25 protein-coding genes are annotated in these 19,617 nt (G+C 46.7%); 23 read left to right on the forward strand and 2 right to left on the reverse strand.

What is annotated here, in order from left to right; genetic code table 11:
* Positions 1-55: 55 nt before the first annotated feature.
* Positions 56-1,072 (reverse strand): phage portal protein, encoded by a 1,017-nt coding sequence (locus SHAL_RS06785; protein WP_012276428.1) that lies wholly within the window; start codon positions 1,070-1,072, stop codon positions 56-58.
* The gene (locus SHAL_RS06790; RefSeq protein ID WP_041415888.1) at positions 1,054-2,844 is read right to left on the reverse strand and encodes a terminase large subunit domain-containing protein; all 1,791 of its coding nucleotides are present in this window, start codon (positions 2,842-2,844) and stop codon (positions 1,054-1,056) included. The genes SHAL_RS06785 and SHAL_RS06790 overlap by 19 nt, the downstream gene beginning before the upstream one ends.
* Before the next feature lie 222 nt (positions 2,845-3,066).
* Here SHAL_RS06790 and SHAL_RS06795 point away from each other — a divergent pair, with 222 nt between their 5' ends.
* The 23 genes from SHAL_RS06795 to SHAL_RS06895 all read left to right on the forward strand — a co-directional run bounded on the left by SHAL_RS06795 (position 3,067) and on the right by SHAL_RS06895 (position 19,609).
* On the forward strand, positions 3,067-3,963 hold the full coding sequence (locus SHAL_RS06795; RefSeq protein WP_012276430.1) for a GPO family capsid scaffolding protein: 897 nt from the start codon (positions 3,067-3,069) through the stop codon (positions 3,961-3,963).
* 49 nt (positions 3,964-4,012) lie between these two features.
* Positions 4,013-5,053, forward strand: coding sequence for a phage major capsid protein, P2 family (locus tag SHAL_RS06800; protein WP_012276431.1), 1,041 nt, complete (start codon positions 4,013-4,015; stop codon positions 5,051-5,053).
* An 80-nt stretch (positions 5,054-5,133) separates the two neighbouring features.
* Positions 5,134-5,694, forward strand: coding sequence for a hypothetical protein (locus tag SHAL_RS06805; RefSeq protein WP_012276432.1), 561 nt, complete (start codon positions 5,134-5,136; stop codon positions 5,692-5,694).
* A 38-nt stretch (positions 5,695-5,732) separates the two neighbouring features.
* Entirely contained in the window at positions 5,733-6,407 is a 675-nt protein-coding gene (gene gpM, locus SHAL_RS22545) for a phage terminase small subunit (RefSeq protein ID WP_012276433.1), read from the forward strand.
* A gap of 121 nt (positions 6,408-6,528) precedes the next feature.
* Complete coding sequence (locus tag SHAL_RS06815; protein ID WP_012276434.1) at positions 6,529-6,978, forward strand: head completion/stabilization protein; 450 nt, start codon at positions 6,529-6,531, stop codon at positions 6,976-6,978.
* A complete protein-coding gene (locus SHAL_RS06820) occupies positions 6,975-7,475 on the forward strand; it encodes a phage tail protein (protein WP_012276435.1) in 501 nt (166 codons plus the stop codon). The genes SHAL_RS06815 and SHAL_RS06820 overlap by 4 nt, the downstream gene beginning before the upstream one ends.
* Entirely contained in the window at positions 7,472-8,125 is a 654-nt protein-coding gene (locus SHAL_RS06825) for a phage virion morphogenesis protein (protein WP_012276436.1), read from the forward strand. The genes SHAL_RS06820 and SHAL_RS06825 overlap by 4 nt, the downstream gene beginning before the upstream one ends.
* A gap of 13 nt (positions 8,126-8,138) precedes the next feature.
* On the forward strand, positions 8,139-9,257 hold the full coding sequence (locus SHAL_RS06830) for a DUF2586 domain-containing protein (protein ID WP_012276437.1): 1,119 nt from the start codon (positions 8,139-8,141) through the stop codon (positions 9,255-9,257).
* A 24-nt stretch (positions 9,258-9,281) separates the two neighbouring features.
* Entirely contained in the window at positions 9,282-9,731 is a 450-nt protein-coding gene (locus tag SHAL_RS06835) for a phage protein (protein WP_012276438.1), read from the forward strand.
* Between the two features lie 13 nt (positions 9,732-9,744).
* Positions 9,745-9,951, forward strand: a complete 207-nt coding sequence (locus SHAL_RS06840; protein ID WP_012276439.1) for a TraR/DksA C4-type zinc finger protein — start codon at positions 9,745-9,747, stop codon at positions 9,949-9,951.
* On the forward strand, positions 9,948-10,496 hold the full coding sequence (locus SHAL_RS06845; protein WP_012276440.1) for a glycoside hydrolase family 108 protein: 549 nt from the start codon (positions 9,948-9,950) through the stop codon (positions 10,494-10,496). The genes SHAL_RS06840 and SHAL_RS06845 overlap by 4 nt, the downstream gene beginning before the upstream one ends.
* A gap of 9 nt (positions 10,497-10,505) precedes the next feature.
* Positions 10,506-10,895 carry a 3TM-type holin gene (locus SHAL_RS06850; RefSeq protein ID WP_012276441.1) on the forward strand — a complete coding sequence of 130 codons (390 nt, stop codon included), beginning with the start codon at positions 10,506-10,508 and terminating at the stop codon, positions 10,893-10,895.
* Entirely contained in the window at positions 10,892-11,158 is a 267-nt protein-coding gene (locus tag SHAL_RS06855; RefSeq protein ID WP_012276442.1) for a hypothetical protein, read from the forward strand. Before SHAL_RS06850 ends, SHAL_RS06855 begins: the two co-directional genes overlap by 4 nt.
* On the forward strand, positions 11,155-11,418 hold the full coding sequence (locus SHAL_RS06860; protein ID WP_012276443.1) for a putative phage tail assembly chaperone: 264 nt from the start codon (positions 11,155-11,157) through the stop codon (positions 11,416-11,418). The genes SHAL_RS06855 and SHAL_RS06860 overlap by 4 nt, the downstream gene beginning before the upstream one ends.
* Positions 11,419-11,468: 50 nt before the next feature.
* On the forward strand, positions 11,469-11,606 hold the full coding sequence (locus SHAL_RS23220) for a DUF6890 family protein (protein ID WP_190273657.1): 138 nt from the start codon (positions 11,469-11,471) through the stop codon (positions 11,604-11,606).
* Between the two features lie 44 nt (positions 11,607-11,650).
* The gene (locus SHAL_RS06865; RefSeq protein ID WP_012276444.1) at positions 11,651-13,405 is read left to right on the forward strand and encodes a phage tail tape measure protein; all 1,755 of its coding nucleotides are present in this window, start codon (positions 11,651-11,653) and stop codon (positions 13,403-13,405) included.
* Positions 13,402-13,755 (forward strand): DUF2590 family protein, encoded by a 354-nt coding sequence (locus SHAL_RS06870; protein ID WP_012276445.1) that lies wholly within the window; start codon positions 13,402-13,404, stop codon positions 13,753-13,755. The genes SHAL_RS06865 and SHAL_RS06870 overlap by 4 nt, the downstream gene beginning before the upstream one ends.
* Complete coding sequence (locus SHAL_RS06875; RefSeq protein WP_012276446.1) at positions 13,748-14,944, forward strand: baseplate J/gp47 family protein; 1,197 nt, start codon at positions 13,748-13,750, stop codon at positions 14,942-14,944. Before SHAL_RS06870 ends, SHAL_RS06875 begins: the two co-directional genes overlap by 8 nt.
* Positions 14,945-15,607 carry a hypothetical protein gene (locus SHAL_RS06880; RefSeq protein WP_012276447.1) on the forward strand — a complete coding sequence of 221 codons (663 nt, stop codon included), beginning with the start codon at positions 14,945-14,947 and terminating at the stop codon, positions 15,605-15,607. It begins immediately after the preceding gene.
* A gap of 9 nt (positions 15,608-15,616) precedes the next feature.
* Entirely contained in the window at positions 15,617-16,225 is a 609-nt protein-coding gene (locus SHAL_RS23415) for a phage tail-collar fiber domain-containing protein (protein WP_223296250.1), read from the forward strand.
* Positions 16,164-18,410: a hypothetical protein gene (locus SHAL_RS22550; RefSeq protein ID WP_223296251.1), complete on the forward strand. Its 2,247-nt coding sequence runs from the start codon at positions 16,164-16,166 to the stop codon at positions 18,408-18,410. The genes SHAL_RS23415 and SHAL_RS22550 overlap by 62 nt, the downstream gene beginning before the upstream one ends.
* Before the next feature lie 12 nt (positions 18,411-18,422).
* Positions 18,423-18,920: a baseplate complex protein gene (locus SHAL_RS06890; RefSeq protein WP_012276448.1), complete on the forward strand. Its 498-nt coding sequence runs from the start codon at positions 18,423-18,425 to the stop codon at positions 18,918-18,920.
* A complete protein-coding gene (locus SHAL_RS06895; protein WP_012276449.1) occupies positions 18,920-19,609 on the forward strand; it encodes a hypothetical protein in 690 nt (229 codons plus the stop codon). The genes SHAL_RS06890 and SHAL_RS06895 overlap by 1 nt, the downstream gene beginning before the upstream one ends.
* Positions 19,610-19,617: the final 8 nt, after the last annotated feature.

Here is a 19,617-nt window from a genome sequence, read left to right on the forward strand (position 1 = left end):
GCGGGTGTAACGCAAACGCACCGAGTAGTGTAGCTGTGTAGCTACACTACAGCCTTTATCCCAAATCAAACACTAGTGACAGCCTGCCCCCGACTTCGCTATCTTGCGCCACAGCATCGACTAATTTTCTGATCAGTGGCTTAGTCTCATTTTTATAGTAAACCTCATCATACTTTGACGGGTCGCCAAGGCCTGCGGTGTTAGATGGGATAATGCCCGCTAAGCCAGGAGGGAAACGATGGGCGTTTAGTACGTCTTGGGAGCTGACGTTCTTCACGTTCATAAACTCGTCTTTCGATTCAAAATTACCCACGGGGATGATCTGCAAACCTTTCTCTTTACCGTTGGGAATATTGACAAATAGCGACTTAAAATTACCCACGCCTTTAGAATCTTGGATCTTCTCTTTAATGTCTTTCTCGACATCAGCATCTAAGTTTGGGTCGGTGGCATACATAATAAAGCCCATGTGCGCGCCGTTGATGTAGTACTTACGGCGAAACAGTGTGGCATCTTCATTGAGCAGTGCCGCTTGCAACCCTCCGAGATAATCAGGGCAACCATAGACTTGCTGCACTGGGTCGTACTGGCGCACCCAAATAATGTCTTTGGCTTTATAGCGCTTTACTTGGTTATTACGCTCAAGCACTACCGCGCCGCCATCACTACCCACGCGGGTTCGGTAGCTAGGTAATGGGAACAGGCGCACCACCTGCCTAAAACCATTGCGCACTTTAAGCAGTGCCACATCACCAAATTGCACTAAGTTTAAAAATGTAGCCTCAACATGCTGGGCAGTCATGCTGCCAGAGACAAAACGACTAGTCGCCATATTGGCGCGGCTTTGCACTATGCCGCCATGTTGGGCATTGCGACGGGTTAAGTTAGCCAGCAAATGTCTATCAACGGGCGGTTCCCAATATTGTTCACCGTCGTTGTAATACAGTGAATCATAATCGGTGAGCCACATGTTAGGCATCACTTGCTCGGGTAAACTAAACACCACTGGCGCGTTAGCCGTTTCTGTTTCGGTTGCTAACTCTTCGGTGGCGGCTAATGCTGCATTGTCCATGATGATGTTCTCTTATGTGCAAAGTTCAGTGGTTCGTTAATAACGGCGTGGGCGATGGCAAAAAACACATCGGCGTGGCCGGTTACGTTATCGCGGCTGGCTTTAAAAGTGATAGCCCCGCCTGTGTCGGTGGTGGTCTTGCGTATTGATAAGCAGCTCATGGCAATGTCTTTGTGGGAGGCGTCCCACTCGATGCGGCCACTTTCAACCACATCAATCATTTTCAGTACTAAGCGAGTTTTGCTTGAAACGCTGTAATGAATCGCCGTGGCCTCGCGCGGAAATAAGGTGCTAATCGAGTCGAACACGCCCGCGCCAATGCCTGTGGTATCAACGCCAATGTAAGTGACTCGATAACGGGCATAGACTTTTTGTATTTCGCTTACGTGATGGGAAAAGTTCAAGCCGCGCCAATAGTGTTTTTCAAGTACTCTGAATTTCTCGCCTTTCTTTTCACCTGGTGCAATCACTACTAAGGTGGCATTGTCGCGCGTTCGTGATGGGTCATAACCGAGCCAAACCTCGCGATTGCCAAATGGCCGTTGCTCTTTGGGTTTGTGATCTTGCCAGCGAGCCGACTCGACCATGCATTTTTCAAGGTCGCTGAACTTAAATACGCTATCGGCATCATCAACAAAAATGCACATAAACAGGTTTTTAAAGTCATCGTCGTTGTATTCGTCGCGCAGCTCCTCAATGTCGAACAGTCCACAACCGCCAGCAAGGGCATCTTCAATGGTGACCACATAGCGCCATTGCTTGTCGGGGCAAAACCGGCCACGGTCACGCATGGCATCAAAGGTGGGAAACTCCACCTCTTCGCGATCACTCATACCGCGGCGCCAGTGATCCCCCGTCCAAAAGCTGTAAGCGGGGTGCGCTTTGGTTGATGGGGTAGAAAAGTAGGTTTTGCGCCAGTTTTTATGGGTGGCCATAGCAGAGGCTAGTTTGTTGAGTACATCAAACTTGCCTATCCAAAAGTATTCATCCACATACACATGGCCGTGGTAACTCTGCGCGGTTTTGCTATTCGTCGACAGAAACCTTAGCTCGGCATCACCGTGTGCGGTGTGCAATACAATCGGGTTACCGGTTAATTCTATTTCAAAGAACTGCTGCGCAATTTGCACAATATAGGTGCGGAATACTTCGGCCTGCGAACGTGAAGCCGAGAGGAATATTTGCGGATCCCCGGTAAGTACCGCTTGCTCGAATGCTTCACCGGCAAAGTAATAGGTGGCACCAATCTGGCGCGACTTAAGAATATTACGAATACGCCGATGCAGGTTTTCATGCATCACCTTTTGATATTCAAATAATGAAGCGTACCAGGCTTTAAAATCTTCCTCGGTTAAATGGCTAACGTCATTCTTACGTTTACGACCTTTACGCTTGCTTGGCGCTGCATTATTTTGCTGATCGCTGCCTTTGCTATTTTTGCCACTGTTCTTAGTACTGCCATTAGCACCGAACGAATGGCCTTCACTGATTAAGCGCTGCTTTTTCAGCTTCACATGCTTTTCAATCAGCATGTCGAGCTCTTTAAGTTGCCCGCCAGATTTATCAGCGATATCGGTCAGCATCACAATGCGCCGAGCAATGGCCTCGTCGACTTCTTCCTCGCGCAGCAGATCGCGCCAACTGTATTTGTCAGCCCAAAAGTAAATCACCCGCGTATTAGGCAGGTCGAGTTCGAGACGGATCTCGTCCGGTGTCCAGCGCCTTAAATAGAGCCGCTTTACCGCTTCGCGAATTTCAGGAGAGTAGGCCATGCGTGAGTGATTCGACTCCGTAAGTAGTGAACAAATAAACCAACTGACCTGCAGTGTATTCATAAGTTACAAGGCAATAACGGACTAATGTTCGGCCTGTTTCGGATATAGCCCTATATCCGAATTCCTCCGAACCAAACCGAGTGCCAGCGCCGTTGCAGCTGGCTATGCTGCCTGCAATATCTCAACTTATCGCATTCAAACCACTAACCGGACTATGTAATGAGCCAATTGAAAACAGACTGGGTACGCATCGCAACTGAGGGCGCAACGTTTCGTAATGTCCCAATTGAACGTCAATGGCTAGTCGATATTGCTGAAACCTATGATCCTAAAACTTATGGTGCGCGCATTTGGCCTGATCACCGCCGTTGGTATGGCGCGTGGGGTGACGTGATAGAAGTGAAAACCGAAGAGCATGACGGCAAGTTAGTGCTGTTTGGTAAGTTGAACCCTAACTCCCAATTTATTATGGCTAACGAGAATGACCAAAAGGTCTACACCTCGATTGAGCTTGACCCGAATTTTGCCGCCACAGGCAAAGCCTACCTAACAGGCCTTGGTGTTACCGATGAGCCTGCAAGCCTTGGCACTGACCGCCTTAAATTTGGTGCTAAAGAGCGTCTTGAAACGCACCAATACGGCGCGCCAGAGCAGCTAGTTATTAGCTACCCAGCAGTAGACAGTGAAGAGCTGATCACCCCTGAAAACCAAAAGGCGTTTTTCAGCATTGTAGGCAAGTTTTTTAAATCCCTTACGCCGCATCAGATAAACAGCACTGAGCATGTAAGCAACACTTCTGAGGAAGAACCCATGACTAAAGAACAGCATGAAGCCTTGATGGGCCAATTTGCATCTATCGGCACTCGATTAGAAAGCCTTGAAGCAAAAACAGAAGCTTTCAGTGTAAAGCCGCCAGAAACCGAAGAAGAGCAAGCGCCTGCAGGTGAGCCGCAAAATGGTATCACGGCAGAGCAGTTCAGCACGCTTAATGAAACGCTAACGAGCCTAACCGCCAAAGTTGATGGTATGGAAACTCAGTTTAAAACGCTAAGCCAAGAAACGGGCGGCCAAGAGCCTGATCCTGCTGGTCTTGGTGAACAATTCTCGGTTGTATAACTCGCTGCAATTGATAGCTGACATTCATCACTAAACAAGAGAGAGCAAAATGAATTTTTTAACACCAGTCGCAAAAGCCTGTTTGCTGGCATATACCAGCAACATGGCAACGGCTTACGGCGTTGATGATGTGCAACATCAATTCAGCGTTACTGGCCCAATGGAAACCAAACTAAAAGCAGCGCTGCTTGAGCAGGTTGAGTTTCTATCACTGATCTCAATGATGGACGTTGACCAGATTAAAGGCCAAGTGGTTAAAGTCGGTGATTATGGTATTGCCACAGGCCGTAAAAAAGACGGTCGATTCAACACTGTCAACGGCGTCGGTGGTCACAATTACGAGCTGACTGAAACTGATTCATGTGCATCGGTTAAGTGGTCAACACTGGCAGTATGGGCAAATGCTGGCAGGCAAAACGAGTTTGTAAAGCTGATGAGTCAAAACGCTACACGTCGTTTTGCGCTGGATTTACTCCGTGTTGGTTTTAATGGTACCTCGGTTGCCGAAAACTCAGATCCTGTTAACAACCCTATGGGCGAAGACGTTAACAAAGGCTGGCACCAAATCGTTAAAGAAAAAGCCGCAGGCCAAATTGTTACCGACCCAATCTACTTCAATCCTGATGCGGTAACGGCAGATTTAAAACCCGGTGAATACAAGACGCTTGACGCCATTGTTACCGAACTGAAAAACACGCTTATCCATCCATCACTGCGTAATGATCCTCGCTTAGTCGTGTTAGTGGGTAGTGACTTAACCGCCACAGCCCAAACCAAGATGATGAACCAAGCTGACAAGCCAAGCGAGAAAGTGGCTGCGCAGCAGATGGATAAATCCATTGGTGGTTTACGTGCTTATACGCCGCCGTTCTTCCCAGGTAAACGCATCGTCGTGACCTTACTTTCTAATCTGCATATTTACACCCAAGTGGGCACTCGTTCGCGTAAGTCTGAAAATATTGAAGACCGCAAACAGCATGAAGATAAGTACTGGCGCATGGAAGGCTATGCAGTTGAAGAGTTCGAGGGCTATGCGGCTATCGATGAAGCCAATATGAATATTGGCCCTGCACCAGCGCCAGTGGCTTAAGTAAACCAATTAGGCACTCAACGAGTGCCTAATCAACCCCTTATTAACTCATTACTAGAACGACTAAACAGGATATTGCCATGAGTGCTATAGCCGATTTTAAAAAACGTTGTGACGCTGAAAAAGCCAAGCAAGCACATGATTGTGCCGAGCATAAAGCCGTGACAGCTAAACCCGCAAATGAAGCGTTAGCGCTACTGGCTTACTTGCTTGGTTGTGAAGAAGAGCAAGCCATCGAAAAAGCCCATGAAGCAGTTGCCCAAAAAGCTCGCTTTGTAGATATGCAAATTCACGTTGACCCTGCAACTGGTGATGACAAGTCGGTTACTGCAGAAGTGACTACCGATGAAGATGGCCGTATTTCACAGGTCATAGCCACTGACATTCAAACCGAATTAGAGCACAGCGCCGACACTGTCGCCGATGCCGCCCACACAGTGGAACAAGCCGCTGGAAAAGTCGAAACCGCTGCCAATGACGTAAGCGAAGCATCTAGTGATCTGGCCTACAACGCAGAAACCATTAGTGAAGCTGCTAGTGACATTAAAGAGGCGGCAAGCGAAATAAAAAAGCCGTCGGCGGAGCTAGCATCCTCGCCTGGCGAGAAAGACGCCAAAGCCAAAAGCAGCTCGAAAAAGTAGGTCTGACAGGTGACGCGCAATATGCGCCAAGCCTGCACTTGCAACTTATCGAACTTGAGGACGACTTAAAACGCCTCAAGGGCTTGGTAAGGCGGGCAGACAAAGTTGCCCATAAACGTGACGTGTTACTGCCTAAGTGGTTACCCATTGTCACCGAGTACTTAGAAACAGTAGCAACGCTACAAAGCGTCAAGGAGAACGACAAAAATGCTATTTCTGACAATCCTATTTTTGCTTATTGCGTGGTTTGGCTATTCGACGTTGACGATCTCGGCCAAGGCATTGAACTCGGCCTCAAAGCCATTGAGCTTAACCAACCTATGGTGCGCACTATTCGCCGCCAATGGGCAGGGTTTATTAGCGATGCTGTATTCGACTGGTGTGAGATTCAAGCAGATAACGGCCACAGCATTGAGCCGTATTTCAGCCAGGTGTTTAAGCATGTTGCGAATAGTTGGAAATTACCGGAAGTGGTTACCGCCAAGTATTACAAATTCGCTGGTTTGGCGTTACTGCGCACAACGAACGGCGAGGTTAAGCCAACGCAAGTGGGCGACATTGACCGCTTACAGCAAGCAGATGCGTTATTGGAAAAAGCCGCCAGCCTGCATAAGCATGCCCAGGTAAAAACCATACGCAACAAGATTGAAATGAGAATACGTGCACTTGAAGCCTATGGCTCACAAGAGAGCGGTTCGCAAGAGCCTAGTTAAAAGTGCAAAGGACCGACTCCCAACCCTCCAGTGCGCTAGCCGAGTGTTTAACGGGTGACTGTTAATAACCACGTCGACGCTAACCGCACTGAACCTAATTAAACGCGAATGAGAACATGCTATGAGTAGTTTTGGATTTGAGGCAGCAGCACAAGCAAGCATCGATATCGACAAAGCTAGCGGCTGGCCTGCGTTGTCAACGGGCGAGTTTCGCCGCCATCGCCGCATACCTGAAACCTTTGAAGAGCAAGCCATTGCTGACTCTCTCAATCGCAGCGTTGCCGAAGTGCAACAACAAATACTGAATTACACAGAAAACACGGATGTGCCATTCGCCTTAGACGCCAGTCTAGTTCCTGATTTCAGTGAGCAGCAGGTCAGCATTTACCGCGCGGCAGTCTATGCCCGTTCCCATGCCGACTTGCTGGGCTATTTTTCTGCCGTCGACCAAAAAGAAGCGGGCAACAATAAAGCCCAAGATGAAGACCAGCAAAATGCCTTGCTTGGCCAATCTAACCGCAGCGTGCGCTTATTGTTAGGCCTTGGCCGTGCGGGAGTGCATTCGCTATGAGCCAAGCCAATACCCAATATCAGACTAAAACCCAACTGCAGCAATTATGCGAGTTCTTACTTACCAGTTTGCAGCCGGTGATCAAGGCCAACAACATCGATGCCTGGCAAGAACGCGGTACCCTGATTTTAAGCGGTGAAGATAAAGGCATTGACGGTTACCAAGTGGCCAAGTGGAAGTACAACGCTGTTATTGCATTCGAGCAGTTTCCGCACCGCCGCATTAACTCATACAACCTGCTTGCCATAGTATCGGCTTACCTCATTGACAGCGAATGGCCACGCGATGTTTACGGCTTAGATGATCCAGAAATCGACATCGATGTAGTGAGCAAAGACAACGCCACGATATTAATCGAACTGCAGCTGATGGATGACATAGAGCTTATTCCCGACGACAACGGCCCTGTGCAATTTAACGGTGGGCGCTATCGGGTATCGCTAGTGCCTATCAATATTGCCGAAAGCGTTGATCTGCAGCAAAGGGGGGATGAATGAGCCTCGTCATTACGCCAAATAAAAAGCAGGCGCTGAGCCTTAAGCAACAGTTGTTGTTGATATCTCTGCCAGAAAAAAAGCGAAATCTTATATTGGGGACGTTAGGCAGGTATGAGCGAAAGCTTGCTAGAGAACGGATCCGCAAGCAAGAAGATATTGATGGGAAGAGCTTTGCTCCCCGCAAAAAAAATAGCGAATCTAAGTCATTAAAACGGCTTGCTAAAGGATTAAAGCCATACGTCACGGGTGGCAACCGACTGGAGCTTAAACACAAAAACAAATTAACCGGCCGAATTGCTGCTTTTCATCAAGAGGGCGCCACCGAAAAAATGGGTGCAGCCAGAATGAAGCGCATCCATGGCAAACCTGATTACGATGCACCAATTACCAGAGGGCAGGCCAAGGCGTTAGTAAAGTTAGGCGCTAAGGCCAGAAAATCCAAAGGCAAAGGTTATCGCAAGGCGACCATTAAAGAATTGGTAGCAAGTATGACTGTCGGTCAGGCAGAAATGGCGCTCGAAGCATTAAGAAATAAGAAGCCCAAGCAAAATTGGTCTATTCCAGTAAAAGCAAGGTCATTCTTAGGCGATAGCACTGAAAACGTACAGCGCCAATTAGCCATCATCATAGATAAAGTTAATCAAAGATAAAGAGGAATACCCCATGTCACTAGGTAAAGTACAAGTCAACAATTTGAATTTGGGACAAGGTGACGTTAACGCCATCGAATGCCATTTTCTCTTTGTTGGTCGCTCAGGTCATGTTGATGAAGAAAGCCAGCTGTTTAGCGTTGGTGCACAAACGGATCTTGAAACCGTTCTTGCTGATAGTCCATTGCGCGCCCAAGTGATCGCCGCGCAGTTAAACGCTGGCCAAAACTGGACAGCAGCCGTTTATCCACTTGCCGTTGACGAAGACGTATTTGCTGCCATTGACCGCGCCAACGAAGTGCAAAGCTTTGAAACCGTGGTGTTCTGTGACCCAAGCAAAACCGCAAAAGAGATCAGCGACAAACACGATTACCTATTTGGCTTGCAAGCCAAGCTAGGCCGTTTTGTATCGGGCATTGTTGCGCTAGCGGGTATCGATGCAGCTAGCCAAACGTGGTCCGAATTTGAAGCCGCCAGCGTGGCGTTAGTCACAGGCCTTGCCAATCACTTAGTAATTCCAGTGCCGCAGCTGCATGGCAATAACGCGGGTGTACTCGCTGGCCGCTTATGTAATGCCGCCGTGAGTATTGCCGACAGCCCAATGCGTGTGGCAACGGGTAGCGTAATGGGCTTAGGTACGCTTGGGAGTGAGTCACCAGTGGATAGCAGCGCCGAGCCACTGCAACTTGCCACGTTAGAAACCTTAGCCAATGCGCGCTTAAGTGTGCCGCAGTGGTACCCAGACTTTGAGGGCATTTATTGGGGCGATGGCTCAACCCTTGACGCTGCAGGCGGTGACTATCAATACATTGAGCAACTTCGTGTAGTGCACAAAGCCAGTCGCGAAGTGCGTATTTTAGCGATTCGCCGCATTGCTGATCGGGTACTTAACTCCACACCTAACAGCATCGAAATGAACAAGGCTTACTTTACCAAGCCACTGCGCATCATGAGTAAGAGCTACACCATTTTAGGCATTCAGTTCCCAGGTGATATTCAACCGCCAAAAGATGGCGATATTACTATCGAGTGGCCAACGAACAAGAGTGTGGTGATCTACATGGTCGTGCGCCCTTACAACAGCCCAAAAGAGATCACCGTCAACATCATGCTTGATCTAAGCAACCTTTAATAACCAGAGCAGCAGGAGAAAGACATGCGTTTATCTGGAATGAATTTTAACGTCAACTTAGGCGACACCATGATCCAAGTTGACACGGCAAGCCTTGCCATTACCGACAATAGCGGCGTAAGCCAAACCAGCGGTGTACCCGATGGCTATGTCGATGGTGACGTGTCGGCCAGTGGTGAACTATCGGTAAATGCTAGCAACTTTAAGTTGATATCGAACGCTGCTAAAAGTGCGGGTTCGTGGCGTGGTATGAAGCCATTCGACATTATGTTCTATGCCAAAACGGCAAAAGACGAGACAAAAGTCGAAGCCTTTGGATGCCGTATCAAGCTCAGCGATATCTTGGATATCGACAAAAAAGGTGGTCAAGCATCCTTGTTTAAAATCCCATTTGATGTCACCGACCCTGATTTTGTGCACATCGATGGCGTGCCGTATTTGCGCCCAGATGAAATCGAAAACATTAACCAATAGGCAGTGAATTAGCATGGACGAAGGCGACGAGTCAGTAAGAGTGCAAGCGCGAGCCCTAAACCAATACTTAGCAGGCCGCGCCACGAAGCTTCTCGTAGCAAAAGCCAGTGCTAGCTATTGTGCCCGGTGTGGCGAGGATATTCCCGAGCCACGCCGCCAAGCGGTAAAAGGTGTGCAGTTGTGTATTGACTGCCAAACGTTAAGTGAGCGAAAGCAATGAACAACTTAAAAAACAGATTGATTGAAGAGTTGATCGACCGCGAGGGCGGGTACGTTAACGACCCAACAGATCGCGGTGGTGAAACCATGTATGGCATCACATTAAGTGTTGCTCGTGAAAATGGTTATCAGGGGGCAATGCGCGACTTGCCTTATGAGTTAGCGTTCAAGATTTATCAAGGCCGCTACTGGACACGCTTAAAGCTTGATGACATTTGCCGCATTAGCGAAACACTTACCGAGCAGTTGTTTGATTTTGGGGTTAACTCAGGCGTGAACCGCGCAGGCAAGTGTTTGCAGCAAGTGCTTAACGTACTGAATAACCGCCAAACACTTTACCCCGACTTAGTGGCCGATGGCATTGTCGGTAGTCGTTCGTTATACGCGCTAAATAAGTATGTAGAGCATCGTAAGCAAAACGGCTTAAAGGTATTGATTGAAGCAGTGCGTGGTATGCGAATTAGTTTTTGTATCAACATTGCAGTGAAAGACGAAAGCCAAGAGAAATATCAGTTTGGCTGGCTGCAACGTGTAGTGCATTTATAGGAGCTAATCATGAGCTGGTTTTCAACAATCTTAGGTACCAACCCAATTGAAGCCATTGGGAAAGCGGGTGATGCGCTGTTTACCTCTGACGAAGAGCGCAAGCAGTTAGATAACGACCTCACCGAAATTAAACAAAAGCCGATGTTGATGCAGGCATTGGCTAACACTATGGCCGCGCAACATCGCTCAGTATTTGTTGCAGGAGCAAGACCATTTTTAATGTGGGTGTGTGGCTTTGGCTTTTTATTCGCATTTTTAATTAACCCTATTTTGCAATGGATTTGGCCTGATGCCGGCACACCAGAGTTGCCGCTAGAGGTAATGATGGAGTTAACCCTCGCCATGCTAGGTCTTGCAGGCCTACGCACGGTCGAAAAGATTAAGGGAGTAGCGAAGTGAATGACAGCCTAGATTGGATCCGTGTGTTCTTAGCGATTTGCGGCATTGTGCTCACAATCTTAGTGCCGCTGTTAGCCAGCATATTTAACAGCCAAAAGAATACCGCCAAAGAGCTAAGCGACCATAAAACCCATGTGGCCGAAAACTATGCCACCAAAGATGACGTAAAAGATTTGGGCGACCGTATCGAGCGCCAAATGAAAGACGGTTTCACTAACTTAAAAGACTTTTTTAATAACAGAAAAAACAAGGATTCAGCATGAAAAAGCCAATCGTATTAACCATCGCAGGCAGTGACATTAGCTTTACCGTGACCACAGACGACTATAACGCTTATCTGAATGAAATTATGCCAGATAACAAAGTCGCGCCAGCCCATAACTTGGTGATGCGTACCGTCGACACTGACCACAAAGAGCAGCTGCGTGGCGTTCTGGATAACTCGCCAGGTGCATCGATGCAAATTGCGGGTTTACTCACTCAGCAGTTTGCACCAGCGATTGAAATTGCCGTAAAAAAATAAATGCGCTGGTTGACGCCATAGGCAACAACCAGCTTGAGCAATTGCTCATTGTGCGGCGGCATTTGCTACCGCACGAAGATGACAGCGAAATCAGTATTGCCCGCGCGGCTTGGTTGTTAACTCGTCAGCGCGAAGATTTAGAAGCCATCGTCACCAACGCCGTTTGCAAGGCGTTCGGTGGTAAGTAGAAATAGAGAGAAAGAGCCATCAGCGGTTCTTTAAAAGAGGCAGCATGAGCTTACCTAAGCCGTTAATGTTCACCGTTGGACTGATAGACCAAATCACTAAGCCGATCGCTAAGATTAGCCAGCAATTTAATGGTCTAGCAGCTAACTACCAAGCTGGCACCATGCAAATGGCTACGGGCGTGGGTGGCATGGCGGCGGCAGGTATGGCGTTGCAAAGTGTCCTTATGCCAGCCATTGAAATGGACCGCGTTTTAGGTGAGGTTAAATCACTTGGCGTACGAGACTCTGCACTTAAACAGCTTTCGAATACCTCTTACGAATACGCACTTAAATACGGTAAATCTGCTACCGAATTTGTGAGCTCTAGCTACGATATTCAGTCAGCTATTGCAGGGCTAAGTGATGCCGATCTGTCTGCGTTTACGTTATCAAGTAACGTGTTGGCAACGGCCACCAAAGCCGATGCCGCCACCATTACCAATTACATGGGCACCATGTTTGGTATCTTCAAAAATCAAGCCAATGACATGGGCAAAAGCGAGTGGGTTGCCCAAGTGACAGGCATGACCGCCACAGCAGTGCAGGCATTTAAAACCACAGGTTCGGAGATGTCGAGCGCCTTTACCAGCATAGGCGCAGAAGCGACCAGTGCAGGCATTGGCATGCATGAGCAGATGGCGATTTTAGGCACATTGCAATCAACCATGTCGGGCAGTGAAGCGGGCACCAAATATAAATCATTTTTAGCGGGTGTGGGTAAAGCACAAGATGCGCTAAACCTAAGCTTTACCGATTCCCAAGGCGCCATGTTGCCGATGGTCGATATTCTCAACCAAATTAAAGGCAAGTATGGCGACACCTTAGATGTGGCCGAGGGAGATGCATTAGCCAAAGCCTTTGGCTCACAAGAAGCGGTTGCCACAGTTAAGTTATTAATGGCCGACATTAACGGCCTTGGCGACTCAATCAATACCCTTGGCAAAGTTAAAGGCATGGGCAAGGCCGAAGAGATGGCCGCAGCCATGACCGACCAAAGCGAACGCTTAAGCCAGAGCTGGTACGTTATCCGCGCAGCGCTAGGAAGCGCCGTACTGCCTGCATTTAATAGCTTTGTTGGCTGGATTGCCGATATGGGCCACGACGTGATCTGGTTTACCGAAACATTCCCTAATTTAACTAAATATATTGGCTATACCGCTATCGCCTTTACGGGATTAGTGATTGCAGGTGGTGCCTTTACTGTGATGATGGGCGCCGCAAAAATGGCAATGACGGCCTATGGTGTAAGCGCGATGGCTTGGGCTGGTATTAATACCCTGTTGATATCTGGATTAACGGCACTTAGAACAACCTTGTTTGCTGTAAACATGTTGATGATGACCACGCCATTGGGATGGATTGTTGCCGGAATCGCTGGGGCAATAGTTGCCGTGGGTGCGCTGATTTATTACTGGGATGATCTTACATCAGCCTTTAGTGATTGGGGCTGGCTTAAAGCTATTACTGGCATTTTCGCCTCCGTATGGGGCGGGGTTAAATCCATCTTCAATGACTCGATGGATTGGATTATCGACAAGCTGAATTTAATACCAGGTGTTGATATTGATGCATCAATGTCGAGTTCAAGCATGCCAAGCGTGGCTGCAATGGCCCCCGTTCAAGCCCGTGTTGAGCGCGGCGGTATTACTCAAAACTTGTCAACGGCTAACCAAAGTAAATCAACCAGTGTGGGCACGGTTAACGTGTACCCAGCTAAGGGCGACGAGAACTTTATGAACTATGTGGAGATGCACGGATGAGTGATTGCCTGTTTCGTGATTTGCATATTCAGCATGGTGATCTGGTGTTAGATGCCGGATTAAACCCAACTTATTTAACTGAACGTGCGGTTATCGCCCAAGACATTGTGCACGCGATTATTGAGTCTGGTCTTGCCAATTTATTAGTGAGCGACAGAGGCACAGGCGTAACGGCCGACACCCAAACCCGCATTACGTTATTGGTTGAAGATGACTTACGCATTATGCCGGGCACGGTAAAAGTGGAACAAGTAAAAGCCGGTCAATGGTGGGTGTTTGCCGACACGATTAATTTTGGTCCGTTAAGTACGGCGATTACTACTGGCACAGACGGAGATAACCATGGCTGAAAAAACAGTGTCTGACATTAACTTTAAAAAAATAGTTGAAGATGCAGGCATTCCAACCACGGAAGACGGCTGGAAAGCGTTATTTAAGCAAGACGTTGAAGAGGCGGGTTGTATTGTTGCTAACGATGCGCCGTTCTCGCCATTTTGGCGGTTGCTCACTGCCATAGTGGCAAAGCCTGCCACGTGGATTGTAAACAAGGTATTGGTTGAAAAAATCTTACCTAACTTGTTTTTACAAACCGCCACCGACGATGCCTTTATTGAGGCTAAAGCGTGGGAGCATGATTTAACCCGTAAGCAGACCGAATTTACCAAGGGCAAAATCAAATTTCTACGTGCGGCCAGTAGTGGCCCAAGCCTATTGATTAGCGCTGGTACCGTAATACAAACCGATGCCATTAACGGCGTGGTGTATCGCGTGTTAACCATTGACGATGTGATCTTAGCCGAGAACGCCGCCAGTGTGTTGGTACTCGTTACGGCTGAACATGCAGGTGCGGCCTATAACCTTGGCGCAGGCTATTACCATATTTTGCCTGAGTCAGTCACCGGCATTGGCAGTGTTACCAATGAAGCTGATTGGATTGATGTACTCGGCGCCGATGCTGAAAGCAACGAAGATTTAAAGTTACGTACCCGCAACGCCTTTACCGCAGCAGCGCCTTGGCATATCGATGCGGTTTACCGCGCCATGCTAACCGAACGCGCAGGCCTTAACGCAGACAACTTGTTTTTTGAACATGATGCGCCGCGAGGTCCAGGTACCGCGAATGCCTTTATTTTGCTTGATACGAGCGAGCCATCAAGCGCACTGATTAATGACTTAAACGAGTACGTGATGCAAAAGGGCTTTCATGGCCATGGCGATGATCTGCAGGTTATGGCCATGCCAGCGGTGATCACCAACATTGGCGTAACCGTGTACCCACAATCAGCGTTGCTAGCCGATGAAGTTAGCGCATTGCTGGCAGGTGTTGAAGACTTTATTCGCTGCGCATTTCGTGAAAACAGCAACTACAACGCCACGCGAACCGAGCCCGCTAGCCGCTTTAGCTTTAGCCGCTTAGGCCAAGAATTGCATAAAGAATTTGCAGGGCTTGAGTCATTGAACTGGCACCAAATGGATATTACCAGCGGTAACGATGTGCCTCGTATTGGCGAGTTAACCATTGATAACGGTAATGCGTAAATGATGCGACTAGACAAAATCAATTGGCACAGCCTAACCAAAATGCCGTACTGGTTGGCGCGGCCAGCCAGCGAGATAGACAAACTACGCCAAGGTGCGGTGTTGTTTTGGCAACGCTTTGCCGACTTGCTGGCGTTCCCGTCTAAGCAACTCGACCCCATGACCGCCGAATTAGCCTTAGTGCATTTGTTAGCGTGGGAACGAGACATTGAACAAATACCAGGTGAAACCGAGCAGCTTTATAGAACGCGAGTAAAGTTCGCCCTTAAATTTGCCAAAGGCGCAGGGAGCAAAGAGGGCTGGTATTACATGTTTGAAAAGCTGGGCACGCCATGGATCACCATTGATGAACGAGTGAGTGATACCGATTGGGATGTGGTGAGTTTGCAGCTACTCGACAGTGACTTAGCAGAAAGAGCAGGTTTAATTGACAACATTTGTCGCCAGTATGGCCGCACAACAAGACGTTACCAGTTTGACACCATTGCTAGCATGCCGCTTGTGGCGCCACCGTCAGACTTTTCTTTAGACAGCTTAACCGGAATTGCCAGCCTAAGCGATGACATGCGCCCAGCGCTTGGATTAGCGCTAATGGATAACGAATCACATTTTACGGTTACCAACAAAATGACCGTTCAAAAACAGCTCATTAGTAAGAGATAAGGAAACAACATGGCTTCAGTTATTACAATCGCAGGTGAAAAACTCTTTGCAGCTAAAGCACAAGCTAATGAGCAGCTAGACATTGACACCTTTATTTTTGCTAACGTACCAGACCAAGACCCTACTGCGCCAATTAACCGCGAAGAGGGAATACCAACCGAACATAAGGTGCACGAGCAAATTGTGCAGCAAGTTGGCCGCATTAACGACAATGTAGTGGTTTACTCAGCCGTACTTGATAGTTTAACGGGTCCGTTTGAATTTAACTGGGTAGGCTTGTACTCGTCAGTTAACCAAACGTTAGTTGCAATTAACCATATCCCAACCACGGTAAAAACCATCACCGAGCCGGGTGTGGCTGGTAATACCCTAAACCGTAATTTTGGTATTGAGTACTCAGGTATTGCCGATCTCACTGGTATTAACGTAGCGCCTGAAACGTGGCAGCTAGATTTTACTGCACGCCTAGGTGGCATGGATAAATTAACGCAACAGCTTGCCGCAGACATGAACGGCAAAGATTGGTTTATTGAAGACGGCTTTAAAGTGGTACCACGTGCAACAGCTAACAGCTTTAGCGTGTTGCCGTGTGGGTTATGTGTCTGGCCTACGCATTGAACTTAAGCAAGAACATATTTTAACCCTGCAGTCATACCCACAGTTTGTGTATGTAGATGCGTGGTTTAGCGGTACAGCTAACAGCGTTTGGACACCACAAGTTGCGTTTACCGTCACCGATGGCGAAATGGATGATTACATTGATGTGCAAGGTGTACAGCATTACGTGTTTAAGCTTGCTGTGGTTAATGCGGCTAATGATGTTGATGATTTAAGGTATACAAGCTCAGAAATGCAGACTAATGTTCTTCAGGCTGCAACAGGGAAGAGTAATATTATTAACTTGATAGTTGGCGCAAAAGTTAAAAATAATAATTTTATATTTAACGGAGATTTGTACTTTAATCCTGATAACTATATTGAAATTGCACAAAATGGAAGTTTTATAACGGTTGCTTCAGAGGAAACCGTTCTGAGGTTTGACAGAGAGACCCAGATTCTATATTGCACTAGCGGAAAGAGAATACTGCTTGAAAATAATAAATATCCGGCTGGTCATTTGTATCGATATGGCGGGAAAGGAGATGCGATTGTTTCTTCTCCTTCAAAAGTAGCAAAGACAATAAATTCAGGTTTAGAAGATATATTTAATGTTAATGCAACTGATAATACAATCAATGTGAATGCTTGTTTTGCATGCGGATACAATGTATTTATGCCGCCAAAAGGTTATGCGGTTACATCTCAAGTTAGGTTTAAAGGTGGAATGCGAATAGATGGGTATAACGCTACGTTATGGGCTCATGATAACTGGACAGATAGCACGAATAACAACCCAATTACTAGAAGAGCAGTAGGGTTGATTCAGGGGGTGACTGATTTAGATATTAATGGTTTGGAAATTCGATGTGATGCACATAATGAACAAAGTAAAGATCAAGCATCGTCAGGGATAATGTTGAGGTATTCAAAAAATGTAAGCTTAAATAGATTTAAATCAACACACTCAAATATACGAACTCAAGTATTTAATCCTTTTGACATAGAAACGGATAATACAGATATAAATATAGACAAGTCATACTTCAGGAATGAGACAGGTGATTATGCGGGGGGATGTTGGGTTCGTAATATAAATGTAGGTGGGGTAACAAAAAATATTAATATAATGAACTCAGTGTTTGATAAAGATTCAGGCGATGAAGTTCTTGCAATATTTGGAGTTAACGGCGCAGTAAATGATGTAACTATAAATAACAATGTCTTTAAAGGGAGTGCTAAAAAGCATGTTCATGGAACATTTATAAGTATTTTTCCACTTTCATTTAACGGGACGAAAGATGGTAGAGTCAATAATGTTAAGTTTACAAATAATACAATTATAGATTCTGGATTTACAGACTCAATATTTAGAGTTGGTGATGATGGGGATGTGAATAATAAATGTAATAATATTGACGTGTCAGGTAATTATATATTGTTTGACAATAAGCATGGGACAGACATTGCCAATATTGTTAGGTTTATAAAAAATAAGGGTGATGCATTATTTTTTAATAAAAACCGAGTTGAACAAGTTGATACCAAACCAATTAATTGTATTGTTTTAGGAGGTTGGAGTAATGTTGAGTCAAATATGTTTAATGTTTATGCTAAAACAGTGTTTAGGAATTGCGAGAAAGTTTCAGATAATGTGGTTTATAATTCATATTCTATCGGCCAGCTAATTTACAATGTTAAATTATTTAGTGGAAACAAAGGAGTAGCAGCAAAAGGGGGGCAGATTTTCGGTTCAAGTATAGAAACAAAAGTAATAGGAAATGATTTACTGTTAACTGGTGACGGTTACGCGTTTGCATCATCAAATAGTGATGGAAATACCCCATGCTTTACAATTGAAAACAATGAAGTGAAAACATTAAAAGAAATGGTTATATGCCAATTTCGTGGAGAAAATAAAAGCATAGTTCGAAATAATAAATTTAAAGGTGTTGCCGGAAAGGTTGCGGATGCATCAGGTAAAATCGGAACGCTTTCTGGTAACGATTGGTGGGGAAAGCTTGATGAGTATTCTAATGTTGCTCCATATCTGAACTATGAATATAACAATGCTTGTCCTATCGGCATGTTCACCAAGAACACAAGTAATACGCCTGAAAATGGGCGAATGCTATTTGGGTGGTCAAAATTCAAGCATGATGGGCGTGGTGATGACTGGAGTACATTATATGTGGCGACAGAGTAATGAGGGCTATTTATGTTATTAATAAATGGCGCTGCACTTAAGCTCAAAGCTCTGCAGATCACGGCGAGTCAAGAACTCGCCAGTGAAGACGCCAGCGGCCAGAGCTCGAGCACCGATAGCGCCGAAACAGGCGCTAAGGCCAAAATGCTAAGTGTGGCTGGCTTTATTCCTTTTACTGAAGTCGCGCAATTATCAGACTTGTTCAATATGGCCGAGGCGACTGAGGCGGGTGCAAGAATGATCTACCGCATCAGCAATCACACAGCGAGTGCGCTTGGTGTTAAGCAAGTGCGTTTTGCCAGTAAGATTGATGCAGTTGAGCAGCAAACCACAAGACAATGGCGCGTTAGCTTTACCTTAAGTGAATATCGTTCAGTGCCAGAGAAAAAGGAACAACGCTTGCCACAGGCAACCGCCAACCAACAAGGCGGTGAAGTTGAACAGTCCGGTGTGCAATATGCTTCACTGGATAAGCTACTAACTGAAAACTTTGGTGAGTTGAGAACTTAATGAATAAGCCGAACGCTCGCTTTATTGCCCGTGCCACGGTTAACGCTAAGCCTGTGGAATTAAAAAACCATTGGTTAGTGTTAAAAAGTGACTCGCCAGGTACTTGCCAAATAACCGTCAATACCAAAGTGAATCGCTTGGATAAAGTGGCGCTTGATTTAGGCTGGGGCGACATGGTTGATAGAGTATTTATTGGTTACGTCGAGCGAGTAATGCCCGCAGTTAATGGATGGTATACCCTGTTTTGTCGAGAGCTTGCCGCATCACTCGCCTTTAACTTAAGCGTAATGCTGCGCCACCCAACCATGCGCCAAGTACTCGATGAAGTAACCAAGCAAACAGGCCTAGATTTTGTGGTACCCGATAAAGCCTACAGCGAAACCGCCATACCCTGTTTTTACTGTGATGGTTCAGGCTATGAAATCTTAGATAACATTGGCCGCGCCTATCAAATACCAGATTTTATCTGGCACCAGCAGGGCAATGGCAAAATCTATATCGGCAGCTATCAAGATTCATTTTGGCACGACAAGCCAGTAGTGATCCCAACAAGCATGATGACCAACCACCAAGTAGGCAGAACGGCCACCATGCCAGCCACGCCAATGGTGCGGCCACATGTGACCGCTAATAATGAGCGCATTAAATCGGTTGAGTTCAGACAAACCCAAATGATAATAAGCTGGTAAGGAGTAAT

The organism is Shewanella halifaxensis HAW-EB4, assembly GCF_000019185.1.
Lineage (GTDB): Bacteria > Pseudomonadota > Gammaproteobacteria > Enterobacterales > Shewanellaceae > Shewanella > Shewanella halifaxensis.